Source organism: Schaalia sp. JY-X169 (genome assembly GCF_014069575.1).
GTDB lineage: Bacteria > Actinomycetota > Actinomycetes > Actinomycetales > Actinomycetaceae > Scrofimicrobium.
The window spans coordinates 807,701-824,850 of the sequence record NZ_CP059675.1 but is presented as its reverse complement, the minus strand read 5'-3'; the positions used below and the strand labels follow the sequence as shown (position 1 = coordinate 824,850).

Below are 17,150 nucleotides of genomic sequence, written 5' to 3'. Positions count from 1 at the left end.
AGGGAGCGGTACACCCCCTCAAAGGTCGCCGATGTCTACAGCTCCACTCACCCAAGGTCGCCGATGTCTACCTAGGGCGCCATTGTTGAGACGAATTACCGGCGACCTATGCTGACCACGGCGACCCAGCGAAGATCAGCCGCGTCGCAGGAGTCAGTCTGCGACGTCGAGCCCGCCTAGGAATACCGCAACCACCCCTCCAGTTTCACGAAATGTATACGTGGGGAACAGGAGAGCCTCTGGCGTAGGAACCCCAGGGCCTCCCTTCGTCCCCACGTATAGATTTCACGCTGTGACGCTTGGACGGCGCCCTGAAACGTTGAAACTGGATGCGCACTAGGCACGTGAAAACCGGATGTGGAGGCGGCATATTGAATACCGATGTGGATGGGGAGTGTTGAAATGGGATTTTGGGCTTCCGAGATATCCGCACCATTGCAACGAAAAACCCTGGTGGGCCCAGAGGGACTCAATCAGAACACCTGGCGCAAGGTGCAGAAGCTCGCGGCCGCGTGGGAACAGGCACGAGCGAACAGCGGTGCTCGGCATCACCAGCGGCCGGAACCGCCGCTGATGCCTGTTGCACAGCCAAGTAGACGAGCTAGAGTACCGCTGACGCCGAGCGAAGTGGACTCAATCAGAACCCTGCGCGCCGCAGGCGTCAGCGTGAACCAGCTCGCGAAGCAGTTCGGCGTTCACAGATCCACCGTGTGGGGGAAAACTAGACAAACATGATGTCACTGTGACCTCGCTTGAGTACATCGTGGTACCCACACTCGACTCCATCCCCGAACCATCTCAACTTGCGTTGCAGCCCAGCCGATTGGATCGACCAATCTTGTTGCGATCGAATCTCTATCAGCTTGGCGGGCGTCTGGCGGAGTCAAGAGCACAAGTAACCCTGCACAGCGAATAAGCAGAGCTGCCTCGTCCGATTCGAGGCGGAACCGATGCCCATGCGCGAGCGCATTACGCAATGTCGCGATGGGATTTCTAAGGCAGCGCAACCAACTCGGGTCAAACTCATGCTCTTCAAGTTTCGTGAGGTACGTTTCCAGCGCGGGGAATTTGCCTGAAGCATCACCTGTCTGAATTCGAAAGAGCGGGCTGCCAAGCGACCATAACGTCCCACGTAGCGCCGCTTCGATAAGCGGGAATGCTGCACGACCAGCGTCAGAATACCTTCCTTCCCAATACAGACTCAGACATTCCGCAAACTCCTGACCCAGCTCGTCATTGCATCCGTATCGCCTAACAAAATGCGCCGCGATAAGACCTGGCTCGAGAACGCCGTACTCTTGCTTGATCGCATCAAGCTCACGCGCAAGCAATAAGCTATAGAATCGGGCATTGATCTGCTCTACACGTTCGAGTTCTTCAGTTTCTGCTTGCTCTGGGCCAACCGAAGTGCGTAATGGTAACCCGTTTGCTTCGAAAGTCGTACGAGTAACCAGCTGTCGGATACCCGAGCGCGAAAGTTCTCGCGATTGCTCCACGTTTGCTTCATGGTCTCCCGTCGGAGAATCAGTAGCCAACCAAATTTCAAGCGCGCTCAAAAGATCACGTGACCACCTATAACGCCTTAGTCGCCCGTCCTGAATATGCATCGGAAGCGTGAAATCGAACACGTGAGATTCCATGCCGAGAGACTCGGGCGGAATCGACTGCATATCCCGCACTGCTTTGTCACGCAAATCGGTAAGCCCGTACGCTTGCGAGTACTGCGCTGCAGTCTGCAGCCAATGCATTGAAAGCATCCCCTGCGACGCACTTGCAGTATCGAGATATGCCGCGGCAAGCACCCTTCGCGCCTCGGCTATTTCATCCGCATTCTCAGCAAGATCAACAAGAAGGTCTGTCACGCCTTCCTGAACAATCATTGACGCTTCATCTGCACGAATCTTCTCAAGAAGCTCTCGTACATCCTGTCGAGTCGGGTCTATAAAGTCGTCTGTTCGAGGAGGAACCACCAACGACTCAAAAGGCCTCAACAGAATTCCGGGCGGGACATCGCCTCGAATTGCCAGACTGTGTCCCATGGCGTACAACGCGCGGCGCAGGTCACGTTCCGTGGGTAGCTCATACTGACGCGCCACGCTCCAGGCTCGTCGAAGGCAGGACGCCCGGTAGTAGGGGTCAAGGTTCGAATTGGCCGCCAGATCCACGTAAATTTGGATGAGGCCGCTCGCTTGCTTGGGGCCGGAAATTCTTCTCGAGGTGAAGAGCAAGTCTAAGAGTTGGGCCTTCGGCAGTGGATGATTCACGAGTTCTGAGAGTTTTTCCCAAACTTCCTTCTCCTCAAGAGGCACCGTATCGATACCAGGAGGCCAGCTGCCATCGGGCGAAGAGAAACGAACTCCCATTCTTAGCGCACCCTTATGATTCGCTTCCTCCTCAAAACTGTGCGCAAAGGCCCTCTCAACGCAAACAATTAGCGCTGTTCTCTGGAACTCACCATCATCACCACGAAGCGCTACCGTCATTCGGTCAAGTAGATCCCAGGGTTCACGGGCTTCCACAGCTGCAGCGTCCAAGATTGCAGCTAAGGACTCCGCTTCTTCGCTTGTATAGTCGAGGCTAAATTTCTGTTGCGCATCTGCGTCAGACATCTTGCATCTATCCCATCAAGAATTCTGAAGGATAGCCCGCAGCAGGCTCAGTGCCACGATTTGAATGGCGCGTATACCGATCACGCCGCGTCCTTCAAGTAGGTGGCGTTGAAGACTGCGTCTTCGAGCCAGGACTTGAAGCTCTCGTTGTCCTGGAACTCCTTGAAAAGCTGCGTCTCGTCAGCGATGAGGCTCAGCATGGCCTTCGCCAGCGCCTTGTTACTCTCGACGCGGGCATTGACCGGGTCACCGTTCGCCTGGGCGTTGCGGTAGGCCTCGTCCTCGGCGACGAGGCGCGGGATCTCCTCGGCTATGCGGCGCTGGATGCGGTCTTCGTCTTCCCACTCGATATTGCCGAAGTGGTCATTGAAGCTTTTCACGATTGCGGAGAGCTTCTCGAGCGCGGGGTCATTGAGCATGCCGCTGCTGTTTGCGGGCACGGGCTCTAGGGAGCCTTCTTCGTCGTCGAGCACGATGCGCATCGCGACGGACTTCTCGGCCCGGTACGACTCAAGATCGATGTTCTCAAGAATGCCCGCGGAGAGGTCTTCATCCTTTGGTGCGGGAAGCTTCGGCACGAGGTTGTCGAGGAAAATTGCCCGCTTCTCCCACTCGACGCTGCCATAGGGCAGCACCGTTGCGAGGAAGTTGTAGGTGCGCAGGAACGCCTTCGCGTTGCCCTTAAACTTCACCTGGTCGTCTTCTTCGGGCAGCTCAATGTATTCCTGCACCGACCGATCAAGCAGCGGATGCAGGTGGTCGATTCTTACGCCATCGAGGTATCGACGCACGAAGTCGTCAACCTGTTCCGGCGTGTAGATCGCCATCGTATCGAGGTCATTGACTAGGTCGTGCAGCTTGTTCGCGTCGGTCTCCTCAGAGAGTACCGTCGTCCGGTAGTAAGGATCGAAGGCTCGCTTGATGTCGTCGGCGTCGTTCGCGAAGTCGAGCACGAAGGTGTCGCGCTTCGCCGGGTGCGCACGGTTGAGCCGCGAGAGCGTCTGCACGGCGAGCACTCCCGAGAGGGTCTTGTCGACGTACATCGTGTGCATGAGAGGTTCGTCGTACCCGGTCTGGAACTTGTTCGCAACGACGAGGATACGGAAGGGGTCTTCCTTGATTTTCTCGGCGATCTGACGCGAGGGGAATCCGTTGAGACTCGACTCGGTCACCTTCTCGCCCATGTAGTCGTGCTCACCCGAGAACGCCACGATCGCCTTGTACGGGCTCCGACGCTCGGCGAGCACCTTGCGCACAGCATGGAAGTACTCGATGCAGCGCGGGATCGAGGAGGTGACGATCATGGCACGCGCATGGCCGCCGACCTTCTGCTTCGCGATGACCTGCGCGAGGAAGTGGTCGACCATGATCTCGGACTTTTGCGCGATCGCGTGCTGGTTGCCCTCGACGTACGCGCGGAGCTTCTTCGATGCACGCTTCGCGTCGAACTCGGGGTCGTCCTCGACCGTCTTCATGAGCTTGTAGTAGCTGCCCACGGGCGTGTAGCTCGCGAGCACATCCATGATGAACCCCTCTTGAATGGCCTGCTTCATCGTGTACGAGTGGAATGGTCGGTATCCGATGGTTCCGTCTGCCTGAGGAACGGGATCGCCGAACATCTGCAGCGTCTTGTTCTTCGGCGTCGCCGTGAACGCGAAGTAGCTCGCGTTCGGCAACATCTTCTTGCCCTCGATGATCGCGTTGATTTGATCCTCGAAAGTGACCTCATCGTCGTCATCCACCTCGATGCCTGCCAGGGCGCGGGAGACGGCGGCGGAGGTCTTTGAACCTTGCGACGAGTGTGCCTCGTCGATGATGATCGCGAAGCGGCGGTCACGGTGATCAGACCCAATGTCGTCGAGGATGTACGGGAACTTCTGCACCGTCGTAATGATGATCTTCTTGCCATCAGTGATCGCGCGACGAAGGTCGCCCGATCTGTCGGCGTGCATCACCGTCGACCCCACCTGCAGGAACGACTTGATCGTCTGGGTAAGCTGACTGTCAAGGATGATGCGGTCGGTCACCACGATGATCGAATCGAAGGCGAGCTTGCCGTCGTACGTCGTCTCTGTCAGCTGATGCGTCAGCCACGCAATCGAATTCGACTTACCGCTGCCTGCCGAGTGCTGCACGAGGTACCGGTGCCCGGCACCGTTCTCTGCGACGTTCGACAGTAGCTTGCGCACCACGTCGAGCTGGTGGAAGCGCGGGAAGATTGCCTTGCGTTTCTTTTTGTTGGACTTCAGGTCTTTCTCTTCGACGATCTGTGCGTAGTTCTCGATGATCCCGGCGAGGCTCAGCGGCGAGAGCGTCCGCTTCCAGAGGTAGTCGGTCTTCACCCCGTTCGGGTTTGGCGGGTTGCCCGCACCATCGTTGAAACCCTGATCGAAAGGCAGGAACCAGGACGCCTTGCCCTTCAGTTCAGTACAGAACTTCACGCGCTGATCATCAAGGGCGAAGTGTGCGAGCGTTCGCCCGAATCCGAAGAGCGGATCCCGCGGGTCGCGGTCGCGCTGGTACTGGGCAACCGCGTCTTCCACGGTCTGCTTCGTGATGTTGTTCTTCAACTCGAAAGTCAAGATCGGCAGACCGTTGACGAACGCGACAAGGTCGATGGCGTCGCCGGGCTTGCTCACGCTGTGATGCACTTGGCGCGTGATGACCCAACGATTGGCGTTGAAGGCCTCTGCCGCACGCGCGTTACCGGGCGTGGGCATCGGGTAATACAGGTCGACGTGATGACCGAGGTGGTCGACGCCGTTACGCAGCAGGTGCACCACTCCACGTTTCGTGATCTCGCCCTGTAGGCGTGCGAGGAACTTATGCTGCCCCGGCGAATCAGCATTCAAACCAAGTGCCTCTGACAGGTGCGGTTGCGTCGCGGCGACGAAACCAGCCAACTCGCCGAGGTCGAGCGCATATGACGCATTGAACGCCGCAGCGTCGCCTTCGCGCCAACCGATCTCTGCCGAGTCATGCTCAGTCATCTGAGCGACGATGAGTTTCTCGAGGCTCTCTTCGTTGAGGTATTTCACGGTTAGGCCGCCTTCTCGCTCGCAGAGCCCCATTCGAGCTTGACCTTCAACGAGTGGCCCCATTTGTAGTCTTTCGTGATCCGCTGCGCTTGCCCGAGCACGATGCTTGGTGCAATGCCGAGCTCGTGTGCGAGTTCTTGAACTGCGGCGAGGTTTCGGCTCGTAGGAATGCGGTGTACGAACTCCTGCGGGATCAGTGTCCTAGAAGCAAAGTTGTCGGCTTCGTCTTCTTCCTTACCTTCGGTGCCCTGCACGAACACAGTCTTATGCCCGTGCAACAGCACATGCCCGAGCTCATGGAAGAGTGTGAACCAGAGTTGGTCGTCCGACTTACCCCTGACAGATAACTGCACAACCGGGTGCTCCGCAATCCAACGAGTCGCGCCGTAGACGCCGAACCCAGGGATCGGCGGGATGAGGACGAACGCCACTCCCACCTCGTGCAGTAACTCCTTGATCTTACGGAGGGACTCGATGGGGTTCGGTTCTACGGTGAGTGCGCGCAATGCTGGAATCAGACGTTCCAGAGCATCACGATCGAAATCGGGCAGGTCATCGATTGCGGCCTCACGCTCGCCGAGCGCCAACCATGTCGCTTGCTCGTGTGTCTTGTCGGTACTGAGCTTCGTCTTGCGGTACGCGACCTTCGCGTGCACCCATGTCGCCTCAAACGCTCCCAAATCCCCAATGCGGAATAGCTCCAGAAGCTCGCGCACCGTTCCAGCCTTGTCCTTGTTGGAAGACATCAGAAAACCGAACCTGCGAAGGTAGGGCAACGGAAACAACTTGGCCTGGTCGTACTGCGCCTCGAGCTTCTCGCACTCTGCGAGACGTGCGAGGTCCTCGCGGTAGATTGCCTCCGTGCGGTTCCACAACCTCGCCGGGGTGCCAGTAACACGCTCGAGAGCAATCGACAGAGTAGCGGAGAGTGGCGCCTTGCCAGAGAGCAGCTCGGACACATGCTTTGGCGTGACGTCAAGCCGACGTGCAAGCTCCGCAGCGTTGATGCCGTTCTCGTCGAGCCATTCCTGGATGAAGTCGCCCGGTGAGACTGCGTAGTCAGGCAGTGTCGGGGTCATGCTGTTGTGCGTCATGCCGCGATCTCCTCTCTGTTTACTAGTGGTAGTCAACGATCTCGATAATCCAAACGATGATGTCGTTACCTTCGGGTTCTACAATTAATCGCCAGTTCTTCGTCAACCTCGCAGACCACTGTCCTTGGCGGTCTTGCTTCAGCTCTTCCCAGTTGCCTGCGCCGAGCAACAGATCGGCCGGTTCGCTTGCCCTGCGCAGCTCCGTGAGGCGCAGCCGTAAAGACTTGGCCACCTGCACACCCAGCTTGCGCTGCATGTACCGTTCTTCGGTGCATTGTTTCTCAAGCTCGTTGGTTGCGTATCTCAACTCCATTATGTTACCTGAATCGTAACACTTTTTGAAGTAGTGCGGAAATGCTGGGGCTCAATCGTCTTCGTGCCCTAACAAATCTTCGAGACTAGTCCCGTCTTCATCAAGACTGACGTCGGGCATTATCGGATCGGGAAGTGTCTCCGCGACTGCGCGCACATCGACCTGCCCCGTCACCACATCGGCGACTAATCGCGTGCGGAACTCTTCCAGAAGTAGAATCTCTGTGCTGACACGGTTCGACGTGCGTTCTATAGCTCGGGATTCCACATGCTCACGCTTGACAATATTTCGTTGAATATCGATCGGTGGAACAGAAAACTCCATCCTCCGCAGAGCCGACAACGGAAGGTTGTTTGCCAGCCCTTCGGCACCACTAATGGCCGCAAGAACTTGCTGGCGGTACGATCGGGAATTCATCGATATCGCGAGAAAATCCGTATCAATATCGGGACGCAACACAAGCCTGAAAGTCTTATCGCTCAGGATCGACTGATGCACTAGCCCAACAACACGTGCGGCGGAACCGACCAAATCTGCTGAACCATTCGCCCTCGAGACCAAGAGATCTCCCTCAGCAATACACAGCGCCGTTGGAACTACGAATCCATCCGGTAGCCGTTTCACCTGATCGGCACGAAAGCGACCGTTGTTAACACAACCTGACTTGACCACTCCCCATTCACCGGGACCAGGCACCTGACTCTCCGCTTGCGGGCTAACACCTTGATCGACACGCAATAGAAGTGTCTTCAGTCTCTTACGTGGCCATGCGCCTTCTTCAATAAGCTTGTCTCGCACCGCTGCTCGTTGTTCCTCGAGGAGGGTGATGAGGCGTCGCTTGGCGGCGATGGCGTTGTCGATGCGGGCGTTCGCGTGGGCGAGGTACTTTACGATCGCTGTCTGCTCCTCCACCGGAGGCAGGGGAACTTGACTCGACAGGAAGCTGTCGATCGGAACCGTCTTCCGAAGGCCTCGGTACAAAGGCCTCAGTCCCTTCACGTCATCGACAGACTTATAGAACAGGTTTAGATACTCTGCCAGGACTTCGTCTTCCACAACGAACCGGTTGTAGGCACCAGTGATCATTCCCCGTTGCCTGGCGCGCCCGACCGTTCGAGGTGTCTCATCGACATCAAAAAGACACATAATCAAGTCGCCATCTTCGATGGCCTGGTAGTCATCGAACGCGGCGGGCATCTTGCCCTTCCCGCCATCGATGTCGCGGTAGATTACGCCAGCTTTGGTTAGAGACAGCAAGTCATAATCGCTACTTCGTAGACCGACCTTCTCGTGTTTCGGCTCTAGGAGAGCCTTGTTTCTCGACATGTGCCAGTGATCCGGAATGCTCGGACACCACGGCATGCTTGTTTCCTGCTGATTGAGGTACTGCGGCAGGTCACGAAACATCACTAGTCTCCCGCGATCTCTGCGATGAGGTCATCTGTCTCGGCTTCGAGCGCTCGGATGTCGGCCTGAATTTCGGCGAGGGTGCGCATCGGGGTGGGCTTGTAGAAGTGGCGAGTGAATGAGATCTCGTAGCCGATCTTGGTCTTCGATTCGTCGATCCAGGCGTCAGGGGCATAGGGCAAGACCTCCCGGCGGAAGAACGCCTCGATGCCTGTCTCGAACTCGCCCGTCGGCTCGGTGAGCGGCACTTGCTCTGTGTCGCGCAGTTCTGCGTCGGGCTCGTACTCAACGACGCGCTGCTCACCACCGATCGTCACCGCGAAGCGTCCTCGCAGCGGGTCGGCCACCGCGCTCTTCGGCAATACCTTCTTGATGACAGCGGGCGCGTTTTCGTCGCGCTCACCCACCTCCTTCAGCTTTTTGATCTCCGCGGCCTTGTACGCGCGCTCGGGGTCGATGCCGCGGATACGCAGCGGGCGTTCGACCACGATCTTCGAGTAGCCGAAGTCCTCACCGTCGAACACCTTCGAGTGGTCGGGGTCGTCGAACTCGTCGAAGGCATTGAACGCCGCGAGTACCTTGTCGGCGTCGGCAGCACTGACCTCGACACCCTTCTCGCCGAGGTTCTTGCGCAGCGGGGTGAACCAGTCGACCGCGTTAATCAGTTGGACCTTGCCCTTGCGGCGCTCTTCCTTGCGATTCGAGAGCACCCACACATAAGTGGCGATACCTGTGTTGTAGAACATCTTGAGCGGCAACGCGACGATCGCTTCGAGCCAGTCGTTCTCGATGATCCACCGTCGCATGTTGCTCTCGCCTTGCCCGGCGTCACCGGTGAAAAGCGACGAACCGTTATGCACCGATGCAATGCGTGAACCAAGCACCGTATCTTGCTTCATCTTGTCGATGAGGTTCGCAAGAAACATAAGTTGGCCGTCACTCGAACGCGTAACAAGCGAGTATTCGTTGTCACCCGCGTGCGAGACGATAAACCGCGAATCGATAATTTTCTTCGCACCACCGAGGCGCTCCTGGTCGGTCTTCCAGCTCTTGCCATACGGTGGGTTCGAGAGCATGAAGTCGAACTCCTGCCCAGCGAATGCATCGTTCGAAAGCGTCGAGTATTCGGGGCCACCGACGATGTTGTCGGCAGCTGCACCATCACCCTTGAGAATCAGGTCGGCCTTGGCGATTGCATAGGTTTCAGCGTTGATCTCCTGGCCGTACAAGTGCGTAGAAATTTGCTTACCCGCGGGCTCGGTGAGCTGCTTTAGAGTCGCTTCGGCCACAGTAAGCATGCCGCCAGTTCCCATCGCGCCGTCGTACAAGCGGTATGTGCCCGAAGGGATCTTGTCTGCAATGGGTTCGAACATTAGCCTCGTCATGAGACGCACCGCGTCACGCGGCGTCCAGTGCTCACCAGCTTCCTCATTGTTCTCTTCGTTGAAACGACGCACGAGTTCTTCGAACACCGTTCCCATACCGTGGTTGTCGAGGCCCGTGGGTGAAAGGTCAAGGTCGGGCTGCAGGAACTTCTCTATGAGCGAGCCCAGCGCGTCAGCCTTGGTGAGACGCGGAATTTGGTTGCGGAACTCAAAGTTGTCGATGATTTCCTGCACGTTCGGCGAGAAGCCATCGAGATAGGCCTCGAAGTTCTGCCGCAGACGTGTCTGATTCGCGGTGCTGCGCAGGTCTTTCAGCGTGAAGCCCGAGGTGTTGTAGAAGTCCTGCGCTGCGGCACTGCGCAGCGGGCCATCCTGGTTCGCGATGCCCGCGCCGTCCAGCGTCTTCTTCATTTCGATCACTGCGTCGCGAGTTGGTTCAAGCACGCTGTCGAGTCGCCGCAAGACAGTGAAAGGCAAAATAACATCGCGATACTTACCGCGCACGTACAGGTCGCGAAGCACATCATCGGCAATGCCCCAGATTAAGGCGACGATCCGTGCGTGATTGATAGAACTGTTCACCAATGAAAATCCTTTGGGTCGTGCGTAGTAGTGCAGATACCTGCCCCGAACTAGGCAAGTCTGGCCTTACTGGAAGACGGTATCGGACACCACTGACATTCTCGCAGAAGCCAATGGATATTCAGACTTACTGGTATGGAATTATGCTGGCGGTGTAAGAGAGCCGAGGTATCAGATGAGTGAAGTCAGACGAGGGCCAGGTCGCCCTTCGTACGATTCAAAGCAGAAACTTCTGGCAGCGGCATGTGCACTCTTAGCAGAACGCGGATTCGAAGCGACGAGTCCACAGATGATTCAGCAACGCTCAGGCGTCGGGCATGGCAGCATGTACCACCACTTTCGCGGCAAGGAAGATGTTGCGTTGAATGCCATCAGTCACATGCGGGGTCAGTCCATCACCTTTCTCGAAGGCCAGCTCCAACATGGCACAGAATCGGACCCTGCCACTGTGTCTGCAAGGGTTGAAAAGGCACTAGAACACTTATTCACACGCCGCGAAGGCCAGGCATTGATCCGCCTGTTGGCCGACTCTGTCGTAGGCGCAATCAAACCATTGGCAGCCACCATCGAAGACTGGCTGAACGACATTCAGGTGGGTATCATCATCGCGCTTCGCAATGATCAACCCGGAGATGATCCTGAGATCGCTGATGCTGCTGCTCGCTTTCTTGCCCCCGAATTCCAGACACGCGCAGACGAACTCCTCATCGCGGCACTTGGGCGAGGGCTACTCGGACTCTCTCGACCTGCCTCCCCTATAAGAATCGAGTAAACCAAGGTATTCTTGGCTACACAGCAATTACATACGGACTAGTACGTACCTCGATCTGCCAGAGGCGTGGTAGCTCAAGGCGGTCTAGAAATACGCTCATTAATTGAGGTGTGATCGAAGTTCCATGGGAACTGGTGTGCACCTACTCTGCATGAAGCACTTTCGGGTTACACCTGAGTTGGACCACTTTAGTTACCCGTGTTGGTTTTGAGGTTGGTGAGTATTTTTTGTGTTTGGGCGCTGATTTTGGGGGTGGCGGTGATTTGTTGGCCGCTGATCTGAATGGTGACGTCTCGTAGGGGCCGGAGGGTTTGTACCAGTTTTTTCAAGGTGGTCCCAGTTGCTGCGTAGAGGTAGCGGTTGATGGCTAGGGCAGTGAAGACCACGGTGAAATGGGCTTCAACAGCATCTCGCTCACGGTGGAAGATAGGGCGAGCCTGCAGATCGGTTTTACTCATGCGGAACGACTGCTCCACATGCCACAGTTCGTGGTAAGAAGCGACAACCTCTTGGGCGTCCATCACCGTTTTAGGGATGTTAGTGATGTAGCCTTTCCACCCGGCAAGCAGCAGGGCCCGCTCAAAAGTGGCTTGGTCAAAAACACGTTTGGTGCCACTGGTCTTCACAAACCTGGCCGCTTTACCGGGCCTTTCACCGCTGATAACTGCTTCGGCTCGTTCACGCTGCTTCTGGAGAGTGTGACGGTCTCTTACTGCGCGTTTGTGGCGGTGTTGCCACACCGTGCGCCACGACCTGGCGTGGGCCACATTGCCTGGGTCCCACACCGGCGGAGTGAGAGGAACACTGCCCTCCGGGTCAGCGCGGGGCTTACCGCGCTTCAAGGTAGTGGTGTCAACGATTTGACCATCGGTAGCGTCACTGCCGTGCCAGTGGAAGTGGCCCGCCAAGTCCTGGGGTGCTTTCGTCATCCGCGATCCCACAATGAACCGCAACCCGGCTTCCTCGATGGCATCAAGGTTGGTTGCTGACAGCATTCCCGCATCTGCTACCACCACCATGTCAACCACGTTATTACGGTCAGCGAAGGCTTTGATGACTGGAAGGATGGTTTGGGTTTCGGGTTTGTTACCAGCAAAATAGTGGATCTCTAAAGGGAAACCCGCCCGATCCACCAGTAAGCCCACCACGATTTGAGGGTCAACCCGGCGTTCTTTAGAGAACCCGACCTTGCGGTAGTCATCCTCCTTCTCAGCCTCAAAATACAAGGTCGTCACGTCGTAAAGCAGCAGGGACAGGCCACTCGTAACCAGGGAATGATTGAAGCAGGCCTTCGCGATTTGGCCCCGGTAATCACGCTCCCCAGCCCGCGTCAAGGCTCGTTTGAAGGTTGAGTAATGCACGGGGGTGACCCCCAGTTCTTCCAATACGCGGCAACTATCAACCATTGAAGTTGGCTCCACCAAACGGGCCAGGACCAGTTGAAAGAACCCCTCATCTGCGATTACATCAAACCCGAGAGCATCCCACGCATTTTGGATCACTTCCACCAACAAGCGTGATGACTGAGACTGCACAACAGCCCCGCCACGCACTGTGGGGTCTAAACCTAAATCCAGTTCCTCTTGACCCGGATGCAGCCGCTCCCGACCTACCTGCATTAGTGCGGCAAGCTCACCGGGGCTGTGAGCTGACCCCAGATGCTCAACAATGCGGTACTGAAGCGGTCCAGGTTTAGTTCCGTCCTTTTTGAGAGGATGGAGCAATGCCAGTAAAGTATGACAAGTCGTTTCGGGATCGTGCGGTACGCATGGTTTTGGATCGGCTAGAAAATGATCGGTCACTGTCGCAGTCAGCAGTGATCAAAGAGACGGCGCCTCGCCTTGAGATCGCTAATGAGACACTGCGCAGATGGATCAATCAAGAACATGTTGATGCCGGCAGGCGCCCTGGTGTTTCGACTGAGGAATCTGCTGAAGTTCGCAGGTTAAAGCGGGAAATCGCGGAACTGAGAAGAGCTAATGAAATCTTGAAAACTGCGTCAGCGTTTTTTGCAGCCGAGCTCGACCGCCCCGTGACGAGATGATCGCGTATATCGACATGTACAAGCATCGTTTCGGGGTCGAGCCGATCTGCCGCACTTTAGGTGCGACAGAGAGCGGGTTCCTCACTTCCAGAGGCTACAGGGCTGCTAAAACGCGTCCTGTCTGTCACAGGGAAGTACGTGATCGCCAGTTGTTACCCGTGTTGCGTGAGGTTCACGCCAATAATTACGGGGTTTACGGCAAACGCAAAATGTGGCATGCCTTACGCCGGCAGGGTTGGATGATCGGGCGTGAACAAACCGGGCGTCTTATGCGCAAGGCCGGCCTTCAAGGGATCCGCCGAGGTCGTAAACCCATGACTACCTGCGGATCTAAGACAGTTGATGCGCGTCTGGATTTGGTGGACCGTAAATTCACTGCCGTTGGCCCAAACCGGCTTTGGGTGGCAGACATTACGTATGTGAGAACTACGTCCGGGTTTTGTTACACCGCCTTTGTCACCGACGTGTTCTCCCGCAAGATCGTGGGATGGTCCACCCGCTCGACGATGCGAACCGAAGACCTGCCTTTGGAGGCGTTGGAACACGCACTGAACAGTGCAAAAAAACAGGCCCTAACTGGTTTAGTACATCATTCAGATCGCGGATCTCAATACGTGTCGATTCGTTATTCCGAGCGTCTGGAAGAAGCCGGCATTACCCCATCGGTTGGGTCACGCGGAGATTCCTATGACAATGCGCTGGCCGAGACCGTCAATGGCCTTTACAAAGCCGAACTCATCCACGCCCGCCGGCCCTGGCCCTCCGTAACCGAGGTCGAATTCGAGACGCTGAAATGGGTTCACTGGTGGAATCACGACCGTCTCCACGAAGCCTTAGATTACCTGACCCCAACCGAATACGAAGCAAACCACCATAACACCAATGCCAGAGCAAAAGCCCTAGCATAAACAGCGGAACAAAACCTGGACCGCTTCAGTACTGGCCCCCACTCTTATCCACGATCTGCACCGCGGTCGCCCCCGAAGCGGTGGGAACTTTACGCAAAAAGGGACTCACCTGGGCATTCTACCAACCCCGTTAGTTACCCAAACCCCAAACCCAAACCACCCATGACCAGCACAAACACAAACCCAACACACCAAAAGAGCCCCAGGTGGTCCAAGTCAGGTTACTGGAAGACGGTATCGGACACCACTGACATTCTCGCAGAAGCCAATGGATATTCAGACTTACTGGTATGGAATTATGCTGGCGGTGTAAGAGAGCCGAGGTATCAGATGAGTGAAGTCAGACGAGGGCCAGGTCGCCCTTCGTACGATTCAAAGCAGAAACTTCTGGCAGCGGCATGTGCACTCTTAGCAGAACGCGGATTCGAAGCGACGAGTCCACAGATGATTCAGCAACGCTCAGGCGTCGGGCATGGCAGCATGTACCACCACTTTCGCGGCAAGGAAGATGTTGCGTTGAATGCCATCAGTCACATGCGGGGTCAGTCCATCACCTTTCTCGAAGGCCAGCTCCAACATGGCACAGAATCGGACCCTGCCACTGTGTCTGCAAGGGTTGAAAAGGCACTAGAACACTTATTCACACGCCGCGAAGGCCAGGCATTGATCCGCCTGTTGGCCGACTCTGTCGTAGGCGCAATCAAACCATTGGCAGCCACCATCGAAGACTGGCTGAACGACATTCAGGTGGGTATCATCATCGCGCTTCGCAATGATCAACCCGGGGATGATCCTGAGATCGCTGACGCTGCTGCTCGCTTTCTTACCCCCGAATTCCAGACACGCGCAGACGAACTCCTCATCGCGGCACTTGGGCGAGGGCTACTCGGACTCTCTCGACCTGCCTTCCCTATAAGAATCGAGTAAACCAAGGTATTCTTGGCTACACAGCAATTACATACGGACTAGTACGTACCTCGATCTGCCAGAGGCGTGGTAGCTCAAGGCGGTCTAGAAATACGCTCATTAATTGAGGTGTGATCGAAGTTCCATGGGAACTGGTGTGCACCTACTCTGCATGAAGCAGTTTCGGGTTACAGGTACGGGTCGAACAATCTCGGCAGAACCCCGAGTGCGCGCTGCACCAGATTTTGCTCGCTTAACGGCGCTTGTGCTTCATCTTGCTGATGAACTACATGCTGAGGAGCTCCGCAACCGGCAGATCTCGGTTGATATGGCTGACGAGAAAACCACCACAAGTCATGACAGAACGGGAGGATACGGTGAAGGCACAATCCGGAGCGCCAGTTGAACTTGGAAACTTCACGGCACCAACCGCGGTCACGTACCAACGCGTTTCAACGAAGGAGCAGGCGGCCAAAGGAGGTCGCGATGAGGGCTTCTCAATTCCTGCCCAACGAGAGGCAAACGCGCGAAAGGCCGAGTCTCTTGGTGCTCAGATTGTCAGAGAGTTTGTCGATGCAGGTGAGTCCGCTCGATCGGCAGACCGACCTGAGCTGCAACGGATGCTCGAGTTCGTAGTTTCGCACCGCGTTACTTACTGCATTGTTCACAAGGTTGACCGTCTCGCTCGTAGCCGTATCGATGATGTCGAAATTCATCGCATCCTTATTGCTAACGGCGTGACACTCGTTTCTGCTACCGAGAACATCGACGAGACCCCCTCGGGGATGCTGCTGCACGGCATCATGTCCTCGATTGCCGAGTTCTACTCCAAGAACCTCGCCACTGAGGTCACCAAGGGCCTGACTCAGAAGTTCGAGACCGGCGGCACACCAGGGCGCGCACCCATCGGCTACCTCAACGTCCGTAAGCGCGACGAGCAAGGCCGCGAGTACCGCACCGTCGAGATCGACACCGAGCGGGCACCCTTCGTGAAATGGGTGTTCGAGCAGTACGCCACCGGTGACCGCACCGTCGTCGATCTCCTAGCTGAGGTCACCGCACGCGGCCTCAACACCGTGCCGACACCGCAACGACCGTCAGGCCCCGTCGCGCGCTCAGGCTTTTTCAAACTACTGCGCAACCCTTACTACATCGGCGTTGTCCGCTACAAAGGGGCCGAGCGGCCGGGCACACACGAGCCGCTAATCGATATCGAAACCTGGCAGCAAGTCCAAGCACTGCTTGATTCGCGCAGGATTGCCTCTGAACGGCGACGTTCACACGACCACTACCTCAAAGGCACACTGTACTGCGGATCGTGCGGATCACGGATGCAACTGGACTACCCAGCCAACAAGCAAGGCGTCCGATACGGCTACTACGTCTGCTCAGGGCGAGCTTCGAGACGCAAGAACTGCACTCGCCGCGCCGTTCCCATCGGTGTCGCTGAGCAACTCGTCGCCGACTGCTACCAAGACATCGCAATCACCGAGGCCGAGTACACCGCCCTCGCCGCGCAAGTCGAGGCCGCGTTCGATAAGCGCCTCGCCTCCCGCTCCCAAGAACTGGCCGAGCTGACCGAGAACCGCAAGCGGCTCCAGAACGAGAGCGACAAGCTCCTCGCCGCGCATTTCGCCGACGCCATCGACCTCGACACATTGAAGCGCCACCAAGACCGCATCCGTACCGGCGTCGCCGACATCGACCGGCGCCTCGCCAGCGAACACGACCACCACACCGGGGCACGCAAACAACTCAGTACAGCCCTCGGCCTGCTGGTCGACTGCGCCACGCTCTACGCTCGCACGAACGACCAAGGCAAACGGCTCGCGAACCAGGCGCTCACTGACGGCATCGAGATCAGCGAAGACGAAAGGGCGACGATTCGACTCGCTGAGCCCTTCGCGGCCCTCAAACCAAAACCCGCATCAACCGATGTCAGGTGTTCTAATACGTCTTCAATTGTGGGCCCAGAGGGACTCGAACCCCCGACATCCACGGTGTAAACGTGGCGCTCTAGCCAACTGAGCTATAGGCCCTGCAGTTACTGTCCGCGCCTTACGCTTCAAGCAACCGTTACATCATAGTGGTA

12 protein-coding genes and 1 tRNA gene are annotated in these 17,150 nt (G+C 56.8%); 5 read left to right on the top strand and 8 right to left on the bottom strand.

Features of this window, described 5'->3' with window-relative positions:
- Positions 1 to 381 precede the first annotated feature (381 nt).
- A complete protein-coding gene (locus H2O65_RS10645; RefSeq protein WP_398396982.1) occupies positions 382 to 735 on the top strand; it encodes a helix-turn-helix domain-containing protein in 354 nt (117 codons plus the stop codon).
- 2 nt (positions 736 to 737) lie between these two features.
- On the opposite strand, the gene H2O65_RS03635 is transcribed toward H2O65_RS10645, so the two are convergent.
- The 6 genes from H2O65_RS03635 to H2O65_RS03610 form a co-directional block, all read right to left on the bottom strand.
- The gene (locus H2O65_RS03635; RefSeq protein WP_182142276.1) at positions 738 to 2,609 is read right to left on the bottom strand and encodes a hypothetical protein; all 1,872 of its coding nucleotides are present in this window, start codon (positions 2,607 to 2,609) and stop codon (positions 738 to 740) included.
- Between the two features lie 80 nt (positions 2,610 to 2,689).
- Entirely contained in the window at positions 2,690 to 5,647 is a 2,958-nt protein-coding gene (locus H2O65_RS03630; RefSeq protein ID WP_220458780.1) for a type I restriction endonuclease subunit R, read from the bottom strand.
- Between the two features lie 2 nt (positions 5,648 to 5,649).
- Positions 5,650 to 6,741, bottom strand: a complete 1,092-nt coding sequence (locus H2O65_RS03625) for an ImmA/IrrE family metallo-endopeptidase (protein WP_259349576.1) — start codon at positions 6,739 to 6,741, stop codon at positions 5,650 to 5,652.
- 22 nt (positions 6,742 to 6,763) lie between these two features.
- Positions 6,764 to 6,997 (bottom strand): type II toxin-antitoxin system RelE/ParE family toxin, encoded by a 234-nt coding sequence (locus tag H2O65_RS03620; RefSeq protein WP_259349575.1) that lies wholly within the window; start codon positions 6,995 to 6,997, stop codon positions 6,764 to 6,766.
- 108 nt (positions 6,998 to 7,105) lie between these two features.
- Entirely contained in the window at positions 7,106 to 8,461 is a 1,356-nt protein-coding gene (locus H2O65_RS03615; protein WP_182142272.1) for a hypothetical protein, read from the bottom strand.
- Positions 8,462 to 8,463: 2 nt separating this feature from the next.
- On the bottom strand, positions 8,464 to 10,428 hold the full coding sequence (locus tag H2O65_RS03610; protein WP_220458779.1) for a class I SAM-dependent DNA methyltransferase: 1,965 nt from the start codon (positions 10,426 to 10,428) through the stop codon (positions 8,464 to 8,466).
- A 175-nt stretch (positions 10,429 to 10,603) separates the two neighbouring features.
- Between H2O65_RS03610 and H2O65_RS03605 the strand changes: the two genes are divergently transcribed.
- A complete protein-coding gene (locus H2O65_RS03605) occupies positions 10,604 to 11,200 on the top strand; it encodes a TetR/AcrR family transcriptional regulator (protein WP_182142268.1) in 597 nt (198 codons plus the stop codon).
- A 188-nt stretch (positions 11,201 to 11,388) separates the two neighbouring features.
- Here H2O65_RS03605 and H2O65_RS03600 read toward each other — a convergent pair whose 3' ends face one another.
- Complete coding sequence (locus tag H2O65_RS03600; RefSeq protein ID WP_182142267.1) at positions 11,389 to 12,924, bottom strand: IS1634 family transposase; 1,536 nt, start codon at positions 12,922 to 12,924, stop codon at positions 11,389 to 11,391.
- Here H2O65_RS03600 and H2O65_RS03595 point away from each other — a divergent pair.
- The 3 genes from H2O65_RS03595 to H2O65_RS10640 all read left to right on the top strand — a co-directional run bounded on the left by H2O65_RS03595 (position 12,924) and on the right by H2O65_RS10640 (position 17,064).
- A protein-coding gene (locus H2O65_RS03595; protein ID WP_182142265.1) for an IS3 family transposase occupies positions 12,924 to 14,152 on the top strand; the annotation gives its coding sequence in 2 pieces (ribosomal slippage) (positions 12,924 to 13,218 and positions 13,218 to 14,152; 1,230 coding nt in all). The two genes, H2O65_RS03600 and H2O65_RS03595, sit on opposite strands and share 1 nt — an antisense overlap.
- A gap of 330 nt (positions 14,153 to 14,482) precedes the next feature.
- The gene (locus H2O65_RS03590; protein ID WP_182142262.1) at positions 14,483 to 15,079 is read left to right on the top strand and encodes a TetR/AcrR family transcriptional regulator; all 597 of its coding nucleotides are present in this window, start codon (positions 14,483 to 14,485) and stop codon (positions 15,077 to 15,079) included.
- Between the two features lie 260 nt (positions 15,080 to 15,339).
- The gene (locus tag H2O65_RS10640; protein WP_398397247.1) at positions 15,340 to 17,064 is read left to right on the top strand and encodes a recombinase family protein; all 1,725 of its coding nucleotides are present in this window, start codon (positions 15,340 to 15,342) and stop codon (positions 17,062 to 17,064) included.
- Here H2O65_RS10640 and H2O65_RS03580 read toward each other — a convergent pair.
- A tRNA-Val gene (locus tag H2O65_RS03580) sits at positions 17,024 to 17,097 on the bottom strand. The genes H2O65_RS10640 and H2O65_RS03580 overlap by 41 nt on opposite strands.
- Between the last annotated feature and the right edge of the window lie 53 nt (positions 17,098 to 17,150).

Excerpts from the sequence above, each read along its gene's own strand:
- H2O65_RS03590 (WP_182142262.1), top strand. The coding sequence starts at position 14,483 with ATGAGTGAAGTCAGACGAGGGCCAGGTCGCCCTTCGTACGATTCAAAG.
- H2O65_RS03635 (WP_182142276.1), bottom strand. The coding sequence starts at position 2,609 with ATGTCTGACGCAGATGCGCAACAGAAATTTAGCCTCGACTATACAAGC.
- H2O65_RS03605 (WP_182142268.1), top strand. The coding sequence starts at position 10,604 with ATGAGTGAAGTCAGACGAGGGCCAGGTCGCCCTTCGTACGATTCAAAG.
- H2O65_RS03625 (WP_259349576.1), bottom strand. The coding sequence starts at position 6,741 with ATGACGCACAACAGCATGACCCCGACACTGCCTGACTACGCAGTCTCA.
- H2O65_RS10645 (WP_398396982.1), top strand. The coding sequence starts at position 382 with ATGTGGATGGGGAGTGTTGAAATGGGATTTTGGGCTTCCGAGATATCC.
- H2O65_RS10640 (WP_398397247.1), top strand. The coding sequence starts at position 15,340 with ATGAACTACATGCTGAGGAGCTCCGCAACCGGCAGATCTCGGTTGATA.
- H2O65_RS03615 (WP_182142272.1), bottom strand. The coding sequence starts at position 8,461 with ATGTTTCGTGACCTGCCGCAGTACCTCAATCAGCAGGAAACAAGCATG.
- H2O65_RS03620 (WP_259349575.1), bottom strand. The coding sequence starts at position 6,997 with ATGCAGCGCAAGCTGGGTGTGCAGGTGGCCAAGTCTTTACGGCTGCGC.